The following is a 16924-nucleotide window of genomic DNA, read 5'->3' on the forward strand; positions in this document are numbered from 1 at the left end:
GGAATCCAGCTTATGAAACACCTGCAGGTTGCGGTGGGCATCATTCGCAATACAGAACGTCAAATCTTCCTTGCCCAGCGTGCGGCAAGCTCCTATATGGCGAATAAGTGGGAGTTTCCCGGCGGAAAAATTGAACAAGATGAATCTGCCGAGCAGGCGCTCAAGCGTGAGCTGATGGAAGAAACCGGTATTGAAGTCACGTCGGCAAGCGCGATTGGTCAGGCCGATCACAGTTATGAAGATCTGCGCGTTACGCTGCATTTCTTCCTGGTTGAAGGCTGGAACGGCGAACCTTATGGTCGTGAAGGTCAGCCACAGCGTTGGGTCGAACAGCAGGATTTGGTCGCGGATGAATTTCCGCCTGCGAACCATGAATTGATCAGCCGATTAGTGGCTGGCGAGATTTAAGTGAAGGGGCGCTAAGCCCCTTACTTTTTACTGCTGTTCTTCGCTCCAGTCATCGCTGTCCATCTGGTCACCGCTGCTGGTAATACGTTTCTCTTCTGCTGCCCATTCACCTAAATCAATCAGCTGGCAACGTTTGCTGCAGAATGGCCGCCACGGGCTCAACTCATCCCAAATCACATCGCGACGACAATTGGGGCAAGGTACGGTAATTATCTCTTCCGGCATAACTTCCTCTAACAACAAGCTAATTCAAAATTCAGTCGGGCTGGTACTTCTCCACGTTCGCTGTCTAATGGCAGGAAACGAATCGCATAACGGCTTTTGTGACCCGAGACTTGTGGGTACAGCGCGTCTTCCAGAGTTAATTGCAGGCGCAGTAAATCGGATCCTTCGGCGTTATTCTGATAAAAACCGTTGAGGCTGGTTTGATGACGAAATATGCCAGACTGACGCACCAAATCGAGGATCATCGTCAAACTATTACGCAGCGGATTCAGTGATGCCAGCCAGCCATTCACCTGAACATCTCGCACCGCTTGCTCCTGATGCAGCCAGATGTGCAGGCTGGGTAGATCGAAACTGCAGCAGCCGCCGGGAATGCTCAAACGCTGACGTACCAGAGCAACCAGGCGATCTTCACGTAACTGTTGGCCCATGCGCGGTGCCGCCATGAGTTCGCTTGAGCATTGCTTCAGCTGCTGACGCAGATCATTCACGCGCAGTTCATCAATGCCTGGCACATCCAGCCAGGCGCGTAATTTTTGTTGCTGGCGCTCCAGTTCTTTTAACAATTCAGTGCGCATATCTCCGCGCTCAAAAATATCCAGTAAATCGCTAAGAATACGGAAAACGCCGAGTGCTGATACCGAACCGTTAACCGGCACCGTTTCATGCAGCTGATCAATCAGATATTCGACGCGCAGCCAGGTGCGCATCTTCTCATTCAATGGGTGTTCAAACAGAACAATTGTGCTCATGATGTTAATCCTTTCCGGTTGCTGCCAGGCGTAGATAGCGCTGGTGAAGCTCAGCAACGCGCGGTAGCACCTGTTCAGGCGTACCACTGTTATCAATGATGTCATCCGCACAGGCCCGACGCTGTTCGCGACTAGCCTGTGCGGCAAGAATATTTTTCGCCTGACTTAGCGAAATACCATCTCGCTGTTGGGTGCGTTGCAACTGCGTGGCGGTATCCACATCCACAACCAACACGCGATCGGCCTGATGCTGTAAGCCGTTTTCGACCAACAGCGGCACCACCCAAAGCACATAAGGTGAGGTGGCCAATAATTTTAATTGTTGCGTGCGGGCGTTGATGAGTGGATGAAGCAACTGATTGAGCCAATTTTTCTCTTGTGGCTGTTGGAAAATAATTTCACGAAGCCGCGCACGATAGAGCGTGCCTTCTGCCGTCAAAATGGTATCTCCATGACGCTGAGCAATCGCCTTTAGGGCAGGCGTTCCGGGCTCAACAACTTCTCTGGCAATGACGTCAGCGTCAATAATATCAACGCCTAGCGCTGCGAAAGCGTTGGCAATAGTGGTTTTACCACTGCCAATGCCGCCGGTGAGCGCAACGGTATAAGGCATAGCGTTCTCGCAAAATTTATATCGTGAGCGGCGATTAACCACAGCAAGATGAGAGCATGATCACAATCAATTTTCTCAGCTAAATTTAAGGGATTGTAGCCTAAATAAAGTGAAATTCGCAGTCTTGTCGCGGAACGAATGGCGCGTATGATAACGACACTGGAGCCGTGAGCGCTACCCGAACCGCGGTTCGTCGTCACTAACCAGGATAATCAGCTATGCGCATTGAAGAAGATCTAAAACTGGGCTTTAAAGATGTTTTGATCCGCCCAAAACGTTCCACTTTGAAAAGCCGTTCCGAGGTTGAGCTGGAACGCACCTTCACCTTTAAACACTCAGGCTTGAACTGGAGTGGCATACCGATTATTGCCGCCAACATGGATACCGTCGGTACTTTCACGATGGCTGAAGCCCTGGCGAGTTTTAACGTACTGACCGCAGTGCATAAACATTACAGCGTGCAAGAGTGGCAGGCGTTTGTGCAGCGCGCGCCAGCGGCGGTGCTGAGTCATGTGATGGTCTCATCCGGTACCTCAGAATCAGATTTCACGAAGTTATCCGCCATTCTGGCGTTATCACCGCAGCTCAACTTTATCTGTATCGACGTTGCTAACGGCTACTCTGAGCACTTCGTTCAGTTCCTGCTGCGCGTGCGTGAAAGCTTCCCTGGTAAAACCATCTGCGCAGGCAACGTGGTTACCGGTGAAATGGTGGAAGAACTGATTTTGTCTGGCGCAGACATCGTCAAAGTGGGTATTGGCCCCGGCTCAGTGTGCACCACACGCGTGAAGACCGGCGTTGGTTATCCTCAGCTTTCTGCCGTTATCGAGTGCGCAGATGCGGCACACGGTTTAGGCGGACAGATCGTCAGCGACGGCGGCTGCTCGGTTCCAGGTGACATTGCCAAAGCTTTCGGGGGCGGTGCAGATTTCACCATGCTCGGCGGCATGCTTGCGGCACATGACGAGTGTGAAGGAACCATCGTCGAAGAACAGGGTGAGAAATTTATGCTGTTCTACGGCATGAGCTCCGAATCGGCGATGAAACGCCACGTTGGCGGTGTTGCGCAATACCGTGCGGCGGAAGGCAAAACCGTGCGGTTGCCAGTGCGCGGCCCGGTTGAGGAGACGGTTAAAGATATCCTTGGCGGTTTACGCTCAGCCTGTACCTACGTCGGTGCAGAACGATTGAAAGAGTTGACGAAACGCACCACCTTTATCCGCGTCGCTGAACAAGAGAACCGTGTGTTCACTCGCTGATCTCAGACAACGGGCGCGCATCGAGCGTGCCCGTCATCGAATGGCATCACCAAGACCAAATACCGGCAGATACATTGCAATCACTAAAGTGCCAACTATCCCGCCGATTACCACCATCATCATCGGTTCCAGCGATGCCGCCAGAGCATCAGCGCGCGCTAATGTTTGCGCCTCATGCCACTCCGCCAGCCGTGCCAGCATCACATCTAATGCACCCGCTTCTTCACCCACTCGGATGAGTTGGGCACAAAGAGGTGTAAACAGCAGATGCTGTTGCAGCGCCTGATGCAGCGGCGCACCCGCAGCAATGTGTTGCTGCAACTGAACGATGGCATCGCGCCACAATCGCGATACCAAGGTCACTTCAACCGCCTGCAGGCTTTGCAATAAGGTCAAACCGGATTGTTGTGTAAGTTGCAGGATGGCGTATATCTGGCTGAGCTGCCCGCCGCGCCACAGCGGAGATAACAGTGGCATACGCAGTAACCATTGATGTACGCGCTTTTGCCACGGTACCGAACGTCGATAAGTCTGATGCACAATCATCACTGATACGGCACCTACTAGCGACAGCGGCAGCGCGGCCTTCTGCAGCAGTTCTGACAGCGACATCACCGCAGCAGTAAAAGCGGGCAGCGGCGCATCAAAACTGGCATAGACAGAGACAAATTCTGGCAAAACAAACAGCAGCATGCCAGCACTGACCGCGAGCGCTACCAGCAAGATAAACAGGGGATAGCGCAGCGCCTTCACCACTTTTTGCCGTAAGTATTGCTGCTTGCTTTGCTGCTGCGCCAGCTGGCGACAGCACTCGTCGAGTTGGCCGGTTAATTCACCCACTTGCATCAAAGCGGGAAACAGCGGGGGAAAGATCTGCGGCCACTCCTGCAAGGCTTGCGAGAAGGGCTCACCGGCGATGACGCGGCGCTGCAATCCTTTCAGTAATACCCGCCAACCGGCATGAGGATGGCCTTCTGCCAGCAGAATCAGACTTTCCGCCAGCGGTAAGCCGGCCTTTAGCAGCGTCGCCAGTTGCCGCACCAAATCGATTTTTTGCTGCCACTTCCAGTCGCGCGAACGCCAGCATTTTCCACGCTGCCAGTTCACCGGCAGCATGCCGCGATCGGAGAGTTGATTGAGCAACGCATCCTGGCTGGCATTAAGTGATTCGCCCTCCTGCAGCACACCCATGGTATCAAGAGCCTGCCAGCGGAAATGATAGAGATTAGCCATCGCCCAGTCCCACCACGCGCTGCATCTCTTCGAAAGAAGTATCGCCACGACTTACTGCTTCCAGCCCCGCAGCTAGCAATGTTTTCATTCCCTGTTCATTTGCCAGCGTTAGCAGATGTTCCAGCGGCATATCTGCCGAGATAGCATTCTGCAATTTGCTGGTTAGCGGCAAGACTTCAAACAGCGCCAGCCGCCCGTAATAGCCGGAGAAGCAGTGATCACAGCCCGGCGCTCGCCAGGTTTGCAGTGTGCCCGGCCAGAGTTCGGCCGGCAGATGGGCGATGGCTTGTCCCGGCTGACGGCAATGCACGCACAAGCGTCTGACCAGACGCTGCGCCACCACCAACTGCAAAGCGGGGCCCAGCAGATAACCGGGAATATCCATCTGGCGCAGGCGCGTCAGGGTTTCAGCAGTCGAGTTAGTATGCAGTGTGGAAAGCACCAGATGGCCGGTCTGCGCTGCTTTGACGGCGATGCTGGCCGTTTCGGCATCACGGATTTCCCCCACCATAATCACATCGGGATCCTGGCGCAGTAGTGCGCGCAGCACACGATTGAAATCGAGCCCGCTACGCGGCTGGATCTGCGTTTGATTAATACCATCCAGCGGGATCTCAACCGGATCTTCCACGCTACAAACGTTCTTCTCTGGCACATTAAGCGCGCTTAACCCGCTATAGAGCGTGAAGGTTTTACCGCTGCCGGTCGGTCCGGTGACCAGAATCAAACCCTGCGGTTTCGCCAGCGCATTTTTCAGTAAACGCAGCTGTGCTGCGGGCATGCCGAGTTTATCGAGGGTGATGGCGCTGTTTTCACTTTGTAGCAGCCGCACCACGGCTTTTTCACCCTGGCTTACCGGTAGCGTTGAGAGACGAAACGCCGCCAGTTTGTCCTCTATTTCCAGCGTAAACTGTCCGTCCTGCGGCAGACGCCGTTCGGCGATATCCAATCCTCCGAGAATTTTCAGGCGCGCCAGAATCGCAGCGGGTTGTGCTTCAGAAGGCTGCGGTAGTTTGTGCAACACGCCATCGATGCGCAGACGCACCCGCAGTCCATGGCGCTGCGGTTCAAAATGCACATCTGAGGCGCGCCGCTGAATGGCCTGGCGCAAAATCTGATCGACCGCGTTAATCGCTGACTCAGCGCTGGCCTGTTCACGTGGTGCTGCAGCGGCATCCGGCTCGTGCAGCAACTGCTCAAGCCGTGCCGCAGGCCAGCACTCGACCTCCACCTTGCACTGGCTGGCGAACTGTAGCGCTTCCAGCAGCAGCGGATCGGGTGTGTCGGCTACCGCTACGCGCAGTAGCGTGGCGTCATGGTGCAGAATCACCGCCTGATAACGGGCGCACAACGTGTGCAGCGCACTATTAGGGTTGTCCATCAGTTGGCATCCTTGTCGGCAAAGCGAAACTGCTCGAGGCAGCTATCGCGCAGGCTGCTGTTATCGCTGGTACAAGTGCGTTGCCAGCTCAACGTGCCATCCGTTGCGCTCCAAATCGGCAGCATTTCAACCGTTAATCCGCTGAGACTTTCCTGGCCGGTCAGGTTGATGGTTCCGTTTACCACGCTCAGCGTTGCCACATAGCGCGAACCTTTGGCCACCGGAATGCCGCGTTCTCCTGCCTGACACTGCGCCGGTCCGCCGCGCTCAATGGCACAGAGTTCTACTGCTGTTTTGTACGGCACCATGGTTTGTAGCATGTCGGTGAGCGCTGCGCGTTGCAGGTAGTTTTGATAGGCCGGTAAACCGATGGCGCTGAGAATGGCGACGATGCCAATCACAATCATTAATTCGATAAGGGTAAAACCGCGTTGTCTGTCCATAGTGAGGCTCCTTGTTGTGGAGCCGCTACGGTAGAAAAGGACGAGGGAAAGCGGAAGTCATGGCGGCGCGAGGCTGGAAAGCATCGCGCAGAGAATCGTCAGATTTACAGCGGAGATAACAGCATTTTGGAAGCCAGCTCGCATATCTGCCGCACTAACACGCGGCAGAACGGGGCATTAAAGCTCGCGGAAACGCATCGACAGATCCAGCGCACGTACATGTTTGGTCAGCGCACCCACAGAGACATAATCAACGCCGGTCTGGGCAATTTGTTGCAGCGTGGTTTCGGTTACGTTGCCAGAGACTTCCAGCAGCGCGCGCTTGTTGGTTAGCGCAACCGCTTCATGCATCATCTCAAGGCTGAAGTTGTCGAGCATGATGATGTCCGCTCCGGCATCGATGGCATCCTGCAGTTCCGCCAGCGATTCGACTTCAACTTCTACCGGCACATCGGGCGAAAGCCACAGCGCTTTTTCTACGGCGTTACGCACCGAGCCGCTGGCGATAATGTGGTTTTCTTTGATCAGGAAAGCATCCGACAGGCCTAAACGGTGATTGTTACCGCCACCGCACAGCACCGCATATTTCAGCGCGGTACGCAGGCCAGGTAAGGTCTTGCGCGTATCAAGCAGCTGGGTTTCGCTGCCCGCCAGCAGGGCGACATAACGGCTGACCTCGGTGGCCACGCCAGAGAGCGTCTGCACGAAGTTGAGCGCGGTGCGTTCTGCGGTTAACAGCAGGCGCGCCGGGCCGGTAAGCTCGAACAGCAGCTGATCGGCAACCAGCGCTTGTCCATCTTCAACATGCCAGCTAACAGTGACTTTATTACCAAGCTGGATAAAGACTTCTTCCACCCAGCGTTTACCACAAAAAACACCGTCTTCACGGGTGATGACTTTTGCCACCGCCTGTTTTTCTGCCGGCAGCAGCAACGCGGTGATATCGCGATCTGCATCCACTTCACCGCCTAAATCCTCCTGAAGCGCACGGGCAACGGCTTCCGGGATATCCTGCTCTATACGTTTAATCAGTTCCTGACGGCGATGATCGGGATCGTAACGACGCGTTGCCATGGTTTTGCCACTCCACAAGACGAAATTTCGTGCGCTCACCTTAGCCTGATTTATCGACCATTGCCAGTTGCTGGCGGTGAAATGTTTAGTATCCTGAACTCGGCCGCGTCGGCGCATTAAGTCGCAAGTCTGCTGGGTGAAACATGTTATTCTCAGCCTGATTTTGCTTAGGATTTAACAGCATGAAACTGGAAGAGGGCTGGATTACCAGCGCGCGTAAAGTACCTTCACCACACTTCAATCAGCGTCCAAATGATGAAGTGCCCTCGCTGTTGGTGATTCACAACATCAGCTTACCGCCCGGTGAGTTTGGCGGGCCGTGGATTGATCGCTTATTTACCGGCACGTTGCCTGCCGATGCGCATCCCTATTTTGCGGACATCGCCCATTTACGCGTGGCGGCGCACTGTTTAATTCGTCGCGACGGCGAGCTGGTGCAATACGTCTCTTTCGATCAGCGCGCCTGGCACGCCGGCGTGTCGCAGTTTGAAGGACGTGAAAGCTGCAACGATTTTTCCATGGGCATTGAACTGGAAGGCACTGATACGCTGCCCTATACCGATGCCCAGTACGCGACTTTGCAACAGGTAACTCAACTCCTGCTGCAGCACTATCCGTTGACGCCTGCGCGCATCACCGGCCATAGCGATATCGCACCAGAGCGGAAAACCGATCCCGGTTCCTCTTTTGACTGGTTGCGCTATAAAGAATCCATCAGGCAGGAGAATCCCTGAGACAGCAGGAGCGGGTATGACGTTGTTTAGCTTGTTATTAGTTTTAGGTTGGGAACGCCTGTTTAAGTTGGGTGAGCATTGGCAACTGGACCATCGGCTGGAGCCGCTGTTTCGTGGCCGCCAGCGTTTTTCCCTGCTGCGCACGCTGATGATGACAGTGATAGCGATGCTGATCGTCTGGCTGGTGGTGTGGAGCCTGAAAGGCATCTTGTTTGGCGTGGCGCAACTGCTGTTCTGGATTTTGGTGGGATTGCTGTGTATCGGCGCGGGTTCGGTGCGACTGCACTATCACAGCTATCTCAAAGCGGCGAGCCATGACGATGAAGCGGCGCATCAGGCGATGGCGGCTGAACTGACGCTGATTCACGGCGTGCCGGTTGAGTGCAGCGAGCGCGAGTTCCTGCGTGAACTGCAGAACGCGCTGATTTGGATTAACTTCCGCTTCTATCTTGCGCCGCTCTTCTGGTTTGTGGTCGGTGGACCTTACGGCCCGGTACTGCTGGTGGGTTATGCGTTTCTGCGAGCCTGGCAGAGCTGGCTGGCTAAGCATCAGACGCCGCTGGCGCGCTCGCAGTCTGGCGTTGATCGTCTGCTGCACGTTTTGGACTGGATCCCCGTGCGTTTGGCCGGCGTGGCTTACGCGTTGCTCGGCCACGGCGAACGTGCGCTGCCAGCGTGGTTTGCCGCGCTGGGCGATCTGCATCGCCCGCAATATCAGGTGCTGACCAGCCTGGCGCAGTTCTCGCTGGCGCGCGATCCGCACATGGATAAAGTTGAAACGCCACGTGTTGCAGTGGCGTTGGCGAAACGTATTTCTCTGGTGCTGGTGGTGGTGGTCGCGCTGTTGACGATCTACGGCACGCTGGTGTGATCGGCTGGCGGCACGCCAAAATCCGGTGTGCCGTCTTCACGCCAGTCGAAATATTTCAAGCGCGTATGGCGATTCGGATCCCACAGCGGATCGCCCTCAATTTCGGTGTAATTACGCGCGTGATACACCAGCACCGCTCTTCCCGCTTCATCCACCGTAAAGCTGTTGTGTCCCGGCCCGTACTGCTGATTATCCCAGCTGGTGGCAAATACCGGTCGCGCGGATTTACGCCAGGCGTTGATGTTGAGCGGATCGGCCAACACATCAATACTTAATATCCCCAGACAGTAATTTTCATCGGTCGCGCTAGCGGAATAGGTGACAAACAGCTGGTCGCCATGCTGAATCACCGCCGGTCCTTCATTAACGCTAAATCCTGCGCACTCCCATTCATACTCCGGTCGGCTCAGCATCAGCGGGGCGCTTTTTAGCGTCCACGGATTGAGCAACTCGGCGAGATACAGGTTAGAGTTTCCGGGAATCGCCGGATCTTTTTGCGCCCACAGATACCAGTGTTTACCTTGATGGTGGAAGTAGGTGGCGTCCAGTGAGAAGGAGTCGATGGGCGTATGTACGCGGCGGCAGGGCTGCCAGTTACCGCTCAGCGGATCGGCATCATTACACACCAGCGCATACATGCGGTGCTGGAACAGGCCATCTTTTATCGCCCGCGTCGGTGCGGCGGCGAAATAGATCACCCATTGCCCGTTGATGTGATGCAGTTCTGGCGCCCAGATCAGCGCGCTAAACGGGCCGGTATCCGGTTTGTGCCACACCGTTACCGCTTCTGCCTCAATCAGGCCAGTCAGCGTTGAGGCATAGCGAATCTCCAGTCGGTCATATTCCGGCACCGAGGCGATAAAATAGTAGCCATCGGCATGGCGCAGAATAAAGGGATCGGCGCGTTGCGTAATAAAAGGATTGGGCCAGCTCATTTGATCTCTCCGGGTTGCGCAGTCGCAGAGGACGCGATAGGGGATTCGTGGTGTGAATGGGCACGGCGCAGCGCCAGGTCGGCCTGAATCGTACGCATTAAGTTGCGATCCACTTTCATTAAACGCACGACGCCGGCAGTGATCAGATATCCCACGCCCGGAATCACCGTGAATAGCAGCATGATGCCGTTAATCGCGTTGGGAGCCTGCTGTTTTGCGCCGGCATTGTAGCCATAAATCGACAGCAGGAAACCGACCATCGCCCCCGCCACCGCCAGCCCCACTTTGAGGAAGAACAGGTTGCCGGAGAAGCTCATACCAGTGATGCGTTTGCCGGTTTTCCATTCGCCGTAATCATCCACGTCGGCCATCAGCGACCAGTGCAGCGGCGAGGGAATCTGGTGCAGGATATTCAGCACGAAGTAGGCGATGACCACCGCGACGGTGGCGTGCGGATCAATCCAGTAGAAGCCGCAGGAGAACAGCGCCAGCGCGATGTTGGTCCAGAAGAACACCTTGAGCTTGCACCAGCGATCGGTGAGGATTTTTGCCAGTGTGCTGCCGAACATCATGCCGATGACGCCAAGGCTGATAAACAGCGTGGCAAAGTGCGTTGATTGCCCCATCACCCAAGTGACGTAGTACATGGTGGCGGCCATGCGGATAAAACCGGGGCAGACGTTGCAGAAGGTCAGCAGCAGAATGCGCACCCACTGATCGTTTTTCCACACGTCGCGCAAATCTTGTTTCAAATCATCGTTGCTTGGCGTGGCCGGGCGAATGCGTTCACGCACATTGGCAAAACAGAACAGGAACATCGCCAAACCGATCAGCGCCAGCACGCCCATGGCCATTTGATAACCGCGCGCTTTGTTGTCGCCGCCAAACCATTCGGCCATCGGCAACAGCGAAAGTGAGAGGATCAGCGTGGCAATGCCCACCATCACAAAGCGATAGGACTGACATGACACGCGCTCACCCGGATCGTTGGTGATCACACCGCCCAGCGAGCAGTAAGGAATGTTGATGGCGGTGTAAGTGAGTGACATCAGGAAGTAAGTGACAAATGCCCAAATAACCTTGTTGTCGTAGCTCCACTCCGGCGTGGTGAACATCAGCACGCTAAACAGCACGTAAGGCACGGAAACCCACAGCAGCCACGGACGGAAGCGGCCCCAGCGACTTTGCGTACGATCGGCAATGGCGCCCATGATCGGATCGGTTACCGCATCAAGTACGCGTACCGACAGTAATAGCGTACCGACCAGCGCCGGGGCTAAACCAAACACATCAGTGTAGAAATAATTGAGGAACAGCATGATGGCACCGCCAATCATGTTGCATCCGGCATCGCCCATGCCATATCCCAGTTTCTCTCTGAACGAGAGGGCTGCTCCTTTCATTGATCGTCTCCAGCGATATGATGAGCAGGAATTATCTGTGCAAAATCAGTAATCTGCTGGGGAGCAAATGGTCGGGTAGATGGACAAAACGCGCGGGCGGGGAAAAGTGTGAGCCAGATCAGAAGTGCTGCCCGGCAACAGCGTGCCGGGCAGGAACAACATTACGCTTTCTGTAGTTTGTTTTTGATGGTGTAACCGATAGCCAGAATCACCAGCCATACCGGAATCAACCATACCGATATCGCCATGCCTGGCGTCATCAGCATAATGACCAACACACCGGCGAGGAACACCAGGCAAATCCAGTTACCCAGCGGATAGAGCACCGCTTTGAAGCGCGTGGTGACACCTTGCTGGTCTTTCTTTTTACGGAATTTCAGATGCGCGAGGCTGATCATCGCCCAGTTGATCACCAGTGCGGAAACCACCAGCGCCATTAGCAGGCCAAAGGCTTCGCCTGGCATCAGATAGTTGATCAGTACACACAGCAGGGTCGCTACGGCTGAGACCAGAATGGTGGCGACCGGCACGCCGCGACTGTCCACTTTCAGCAATGCTTTCGGCGCGTTACCCTGTTGCGCCAGGCCGAACAGCATGCGGCTGTTGCAGTAAACGCAGCTGTTGTAGACCGACAGCGCCGCCGTCAGGATTACCACGTTCAGCGCGTTGGCCACAAAGGCATCGCCCAGCTCATGAAAAATCAGCACGAACGGGCTGGTATCCGCCGTCACGCGCGTCCACGGCAGCAGCGAGAGCAGCACCGCCAGTGAGCCAATATAGAAAATCAGAATACGCCACAGCACCTGATTGGTGGCTTTCGGGATGCTCTCTTGTGGATTGTCGGCTTCTGCGGCAGTGATGCCCACCAGCTCCAGACCACCAAACGAGAACATAATGATTGCCATCATCATCACCAATCCGGTCATGCCGTGAGGCAGGAAGCCGCCCTGATCCCACAGGTTGCTGACGCTCGCCTGCGGGCCGCCGTTGCCGCTAAACAGCAACCAGCCACCGAACAGAATCATGCCGATGACCGCGACCACTTTGATAATCGCGAACCAGAACTCCATCTCACCGAACACTTTGACGTTGGTCAGGTTAATGGCGTTGATCAATACAAAGAAGATGGCGGCGGTGGCCCAGGTAGGAAAATCCGGCCACCAAAATTGTACGTACTTGCCCACAGCGGTGAGTTCGGCCATGGCAACCAGCACATACAGCACCCAATAGTTCCAGCCCGAGGCGAAACCGGCGAAGTTGCCCCAATATTTGTAGGCGAAGTGACTGAAGCTGCCGGCAACCGGCTCTTCAACCACCATCTCGCCGAGTTGGCGCATGATCAGAAAGGCAATAAAACCGGCAATCGCATATCCCAGAATCACGGCCGGACCGGCCGATTGAATCACTGATGCGCTACCCAGAAACAGGCCAGTACCTACGGCTCCGCCCAGCGCAATCAGCTGAATATGGCGATTCTTTAAGCCGCGGTGCAGCGTGTCGCCATGCTGTTGTTCCATACAAACCTCGTGATGTTGTTATTGTGCACCTGCAGTGCGCGCACTGTAAGGCTGTTTACCTTAATGTATTCTTTTCTTTACGGTATCTGGCGTGCTGTGTGCATGCATGAGCTACCACGGCGTTCAGAATAGTGATAAGCGCGACAGTTTGCACCTGCTTTTGCTTTTTGTGCTGAGAGATGACTGAAAAAGCAGCAGCATCCTCTGCGCGCCCGTCGCAGTATTTCTGCCATGAAAAAAGGGTGAACACGAATAGGTTTCCCTTATGGTTGGGCCGTTTTCTGGGCGCTAACTCAGTGTAAGGTTAGGTAAAAGTGCAATTCATTAACATTTGCTGCGTGCGGGGGATTTCTCGCTTGATGCCGGTAGGTTAGGGCACCAGCGCTACGATCATCCCCTGAAGTGTGACCGCACCCATATAGACACAAGGTGAATACTTTGTTACTTTACCGGCACCATTTTTCAATTGGTATTACCAATTTACTCCGGACGTTTGGCTGATAAGAAGGGAAGATGGCCTACAGTAAAATTCGCCAACCCAAGCTCTCCGATGCGATCGAGCAACAGCTGGAATCCCTCATTATGGAAGGGACGCTCCAGCCGGGTGAAAAACTGCTCCCCGAGCGTGAACTGGCGAAACAGTTTGATGTCTCACGTCCATCCCTGCGCGAAGCGATTCAGAGCCTGGAAGCTAAAGGCCTGCTGCTACGTCGTCAGGGCGGCGGCACCTTCGTCCAAAAAAATCTCTGGCAAAGCCTGAGCGACCCGCTGGTCGGTCTGCTTGCCGAACATCCAGAATCTCAGTTTGACCTGCTGGAAACCCGCCATGCGCTGGAAGGCGTGGCAGCCTATTACGCGGCACTGCGTGGCACCGATGAAGATCTGCAGCGCATCCGCGACTGCCATGTTCATATTCAGCAGGCACAGGACAGCGGCGATCTCGACGCCGAAGCGGATGCAGTGATGAAGTATCAGATCGCTGTCACAGAAGCCGCCCATAATGTGGTGTTGCTGCATCTGCTGCGTTCCATGGGCCCTATGCTGGAACAAAACGTCCGTCAGAATTTTGAATTGCTCTACGCTCGTCGGGAAATGCTGGCGAAAGTGAGCGGTCACCGCGCCAGTATCTACGAGGCGATTGTAGCTCGTGAGCCAGAACAAGCACGCGAGGCATCTCATCGTCACCTGGCGTTCATTGAGGAAATCTTGCTGGATAGAAGTCGGGAGCAGAGTCGTCGTGAACGCTCCCTGCGTCGTTTACAGCAACGTAAGGAATAACGCACGGCAACGAACGTGCGGAAAACACGACGGGCCTGTCTTCTTGTGCTGTGAACCAGAAGCAAAGCACAAGAAGACAGGCTCCTGATAATTTCAACGTATTAGACACAGATAAGGAATACACCCCATGTCAGAACGTTTACAGAATGACGTGGATCCGATCGAAACTCGTGATTGGCTACAAGCGATCGAATCGGTCATCCGTGAAGAAGGTGTTGAGCGCGCGCAGTATCTGATTGATCAGGTAATGAGTGCAGCACGCAAAGGTGGCGTGAAAGTTGCCGCAGGTTCCTCTGCAATCAGCAACTACATTAACTCTATTGCTGTTGAAGATGAGCCGGACTATCCGGGCAACACCTCTCTTGAACGTCGTATCCGTTCCGCAATTCGTTGGAACGCCATCATGTCGGTGCTGCGTGCGTCGAAGAAAGATCTGGAGTTGGGTGGCCATATGTCCTCCTTCCAGTCTTCCGCGACCATTTATGAAGTGTGCTTTAACCACTTCTTCCGCGCGCGTAGCGACAAAGACGGCGGCGATCTGGTTTTCTTCCAGGGTCACATTTCTCCAGGTATCTACGCCCGCGCCTTCCTTGAAGGTCGTCTGAGCGAAGACCAAATGAACAACTTCCGTCAGGAAGTGCAGGGCAAAGGTCTCTCTTCTTACCCGCACCCGAAACTGATGCCGGACTTCTGGCAGTTCCCAACCGTATCAATGGGCCTGGGTCCGTTGAACGCGATCTATCAGGCGAAATTCCTGAAGTATCTGGAACACCGCGGTCTGAAAGACACCTCAGCACAAACCGTTTACGCCTTCCTCGGTGATGGCGAGATGGATGAGCCGGAATCCAAAGGTGCGATCACCATCGCCACCCGCGAGAAGCTGGACAACCTGGTGTTCATCATCAACTGTAACCTGCAGCGTCTGGACGGCCCGGTCACCGGTAACGGTAAGATCATCAACGAGTTGGAAGGTATCTTTGCCGGTGCTGGCTGGAACGTGATCAAAGTGATTTGGGGCGGTCGTTGGGATGAACTGCTGCGTCAGGACACCAGCGGCAAGCTGATTCAGCTTATGAACGAAACCGTTGATGGCGATTATCAGACCTTCAAATCCCGTAACGGCGCGTACGTACGTGAGCACTTCTTCGGTAAATATCCGGAAACCGCAGCTCTGGTGAAAGACTGGTCAGACGAAGAGATCTTCGCGCTGAACCGCGGCGGCCACGATCCGAAGAAAGTCTACGCTGCACTGAAAAAAGCGCAGGAAACCAAAGGTCAGCCAACGCTGATTCTGGCCCATACCATCAAAGGTTATGGCATGGGTGACACTGCTGAAGGTAAAAACATCGCCCACCAGGTTAAGAAGATGAACATGGATGGCGTTCGCTACATCCGCGATCGCTTCAATGTGCCGGTTGCCGATGACAAAATCGAAGAGCTGCCATACGTCACCTTCGAAAAAGGCTCTGAAGAGTACAACTATCTGCACGGTCAGCGTGAGAAGTTGGGCGGCTACCTGCCAACGCGTCAGGCTGAGTTCAGCGAGAAGCTGGAAATGCCAACGCTGGAAGAGTTCCGTCCACTGCTGGAAGAGCAGAATAAAGAGATCTCCACCACCATCGCCTTTGTGCGTGCATTGAACGTGATGCTGAAGAACAAGTCGATCAAAGATCGTCTGGTTCCAATCCTTGCCGACGAAGCCCGTACCTTCGGTATGGAAGGTCTGTTCCGTCAGATTGGTATCTATAGCCCGAACGGTCAGCAGTACACCCCGCAGGACCGCGAGCAGGTTGCGTACTATAAAGAAGACGAGAAAGGCCAGATTCTGCAGGAAGGGATCAACGAGCTGGGCGCAGGTTCATCCTGGCTGGCGGCGGCGACCTCTTACAGCACCAACAACCTGCCGATGATTCCGTTCTACATCTATTACTCGATGTTCGGCTTCCAGCGCATCGGCGATCTGATGTGGCTGGCCGGCGATATGCAGGCACGCGGCTTCCTGGTGGGCGGTACTTCAGGTCGTACTACGCTGAACGGCGAAGGCTTGCAGCACGAAGATGGTCACAGCCACATTCAGTCGCTGACTATCCCGAACTGTATCTCTTACGATCCGTCTTACGCGTACGAAATCGCGGTTATCATGCAAGATGGCCTGGTGCGTATGTACGGCGAAGCGCAGGAAAACATCTACTACTACATCACCACGCTGAACGAAAACTACCACATGCCTGCGATGCCGCAGGGTGCGGAAGAGGGTATCCGTAAGGGTATCTACAAGCTGGAAACCGTAGAAGGTAGCAAAGGCAAAGTGCAGCTGCTGGGTTCAGGTTCAATTCTGCGTCACGTGCGTGAAGCCGCGCAGATCCTGGCGAAAGATTACGGCATCGCTTCTGACGTCTACAGCGTAACCTCGTTCACCGAGCTGGCGCGTGATGGTCAGGATTGTGAGCGCTGGAACATGCTGCACCCAACCGATGAGCCACGCGTACCTTACATCGCGCAAGTGATGAACGAAGCACCGGCCGTCGCATCGACCGACTATATGAAGCTGTTCGCAGAACAAGTTCGCAGCTACGTGCCTTCCAGCGATTATCGCGTGTTGGGTACCGATGGCTTCGGTCGTTCTGACAGCCGTGAAAACCTGCGTCACCACTTCGAAGTGGATGCATCGTATGTGGTTGTGGCTGCGCTGGGTGAGCTGGCTAAACGCGGTGAAATCGATAAGAAAGTGGTGGCAGAAGCCATCACCAAATTCAATATCGACGCCGATAAAGTTAACCCGCGTCTGGCATAAGAGG

At 54.8% G+C, this 16924-nt stretch carries 16 protein-coding genes; 6 read left to right on the top strand and 10 right to left on the bottom strand.

Annotated features, from left to right (window positions below; translation table 11 throughout):
* Positions 1–12: 12 nt before the first annotated feature.
* Positions 13–408: an 8-oxo-dGTP diphosphatase MutT gene (gene mutT, locus ACFQW4_RS15675; protein ID WP_101762107.1), complete on the top strand. Its 396-nt coding sequence runs from the start codon at positions 13–15 to the stop codon at positions 406–408.
* Between the two features lie 27 nt (positions 409–435).
* Here mutT and yacG read toward each other — a convergent pair whose 3' ends face one another.
* The 3 genes from yacG to coaE are packed head-to-tail and all read right to left on the bottom strand — an operon-like array spanning position 436 to position 1998.
* A complete protein-coding gene (gene yacG, locus ACFQW4_RS15680; RefSeq protein ID WP_377726107.1) occupies positions 436–633 on the bottom strand; it encodes a DNA gyrase inhibitor YacG in 198 nt (65 codons plus the stop codon).
* An 8-nt stretch (positions 634–641) separates the two neighbouring features.
* Positions 642–1385, bottom strand: coding sequence for a cell division protein ZapD (gene zapD / locus ACFQW4_RS15685; protein ID WP_377726109.1), 744 nt, complete (start codon positions 1383–1385; stop codon positions 642–644).
* A gap of 4 nt (positions 1386–1389) precedes the next feature.
* Positions 1390–1998: a dephospho-CoA kinase gene (gene coaE, locus ACFQW4_RS15690; RefSeq protein WP_101762105.1), complete on the bottom strand. Its 609-nt coding sequence runs from the start codon at positions 1996–1998 to the stop codon at positions 1390–1392.
* Positions 1999–2216: 218 nt separating this feature from the next.
* On the opposite strand from coaE, the gene ACFQW4_RS15695 reads away from it, so the two are divergent.
* Positions 2217–3257, top strand: a complete 1041-nt coding sequence (locus tag ACFQW4_RS15695; protein WP_176970696.1) for a GMP reductase — start codon at positions 2217–2219, stop codon at positions 3255–3257.
* Positions 3258–3290: 33 nt separating this feature from the next.
* Here the strand turns inward: ACFQW4_RS15695 and hofC are convergent, their stop codons facing one another.
* The 4 genes from hofC to nadC all read right to left on the bottom strand — a co-directional run bounded on the left by hofC (position 3291) and on the right by nadC (position 7388).
* Positions 3291–4490, bottom strand: a complete 1200-nt coding sequence (gene hofC, locus ACFQW4_RS15700; protein WP_377726112.1) for a protein transport protein HofC — start codon at positions 4488–4490, stop codon at positions 3291–3293.
* On the bottom strand, positions 4483–5871 hold the full coding sequence (gene gspE / locus ACFQW4_RS15705; protein WP_101762102.1) for a type II secretion system protein GspE: 1389 nt from the start codon (positions 5869–5871) through the stop codon (positions 4483–4485). The genes hofC and gspE overlap by 8 nt, the downstream gene beginning before the upstream one ends.
* Complete coding sequence (gene ppdD, locus ACFQW4_RS15710) at positions 5871–6314, bottom strand: prepilin peptidase-dependent pilin (protein WP_101762101.1); 444 nt, start codon at positions 6312–6314, stop codon at positions 5871–5873. The genes gspE and ppdD overlap by 1 nt, the downstream gene beginning before the upstream one ends.
* 177 nt (positions 6315–6491) lie before the next feature.
* The gene (gene nadC / locus ACFQW4_RS15715) at positions 6492–7388 is read right to left on the bottom strand and encodes a carboxylating nicotinate-nucleotide diphosphorylase (protein ID WP_377726115.1); all 897 of its coding nucleotides are present in this window, start codon (positions 7386–7388) and stop codon (positions 6492–6494) included.
* A 182-nt stretch (positions 7389–7570) separates the two neighbouring features.
* On the opposite strand from nadC, the gene ampD reads away from it, so the two are divergent.
* Positions 7571–8122: a 1,6-anhydro-N-acetylmuramyl-L-alanine amidase AmpD gene (ampD, locus tag ACFQW4_RS15720; RefSeq protein WP_101762099.1), complete on the top strand. Its 552-nt coding sequence runs from the start codon at positions 7571–7573 to the stop codon at positions 8120–8122.
* A 16-nt stretch (positions 8123–8138) separates the two neighbouring features.
* Positions 8139–8993 (top strand): beta-lactamase regulator AmpE, encoded by an 855-nt coding sequence (gene ampE, locus ACFQW4_RS15725; protein ID WP_192235712.1) that lies wholly within the window; start codon positions 8139–8141, stop codon positions 8991–8993.
* On the opposite strand, the gene ACFQW4_RS15730 is transcribed toward ampE, so the two are convergent.
* From ACFQW4_RS15730 to aroP, 3 genes are all read right to left on the bottom strand, one after another.
* Positions 8975–9928, bottom strand: a complete 954-nt coding sequence (locus ACFQW4_RS15730) for a family 43 glycosylhydrolase (RefSeq protein ID WP_110867535.1) — start codon at positions 9926–9928, stop codon at positions 8975–8977. The genes ampE and ACFQW4_RS15730 overlap by 19 nt on opposite strands.
* On the bottom strand, positions 9925–11331 hold the full coding sequence (locus tag ACFQW4_RS15735; protein ID WP_377726118.1) for a glycoside-pentoside-hexuronide (GPH):cation symporter: 1407 nt from the start codon (positions 11329–11331) through the stop codon (positions 9925–9927). The genes ACFQW4_RS15730 and ACFQW4_RS15735 overlap by 4 nt, the downstream gene beginning before the upstream one ends.
* Before the next feature lie 161 nt (positions 11332–11492).
* Positions 11493–12848, bottom strand: a complete 1356-nt coding sequence (gene aroP / locus ACFQW4_RS15740; RefSeq protein ID WP_110867537.1) for an aromatic amino acid transporter AroP — start codon at positions 12846–12848, stop codon at positions 11493–11495.
* Positions 12849–13361: 513 nt separating this feature from the next.
* Between aroP and pdhR the strand changes: the two genes are divergently transcribed.
* Positions 13362–14126 (top strand): pyruvate dehydrogenase complex transcriptional repressor PdhR, encoded by a 765-nt coding sequence (gene pdhR, locus ACFQW4_RS15745; RefSeq protein WP_008108566.1) that lies wholly within the window; start codon positions 13362–13364, stop codon positions 14124–14126.
* Positions 14127–14253: 127 nt separating this feature from the next.
* Positions 14254–16920, top strand: a complete 2667-nt coding sequence (gene aceE / locus ACFQW4_RS15750; RefSeq protein WP_101762093.1) for a pyruvate dehydrogenase (acetyl-transferring), homodimeric type — start codon at positions 14254–14256, stop codon at positions 16918–16920.
* Positions 16921–16924 lie beyond the last annotated feature (4 nt).

Source organism: Pantoea sp. GCM10028869 (genome assembly GCF_042666835.1).
GTDB classification, from domain to species: domain Bacteria; phylum Pseudomonadota; class Gammaproteobacteria; order Enterobacterales; family Enterobacteriaceae; genus Pantoea; species Pantoea leporis.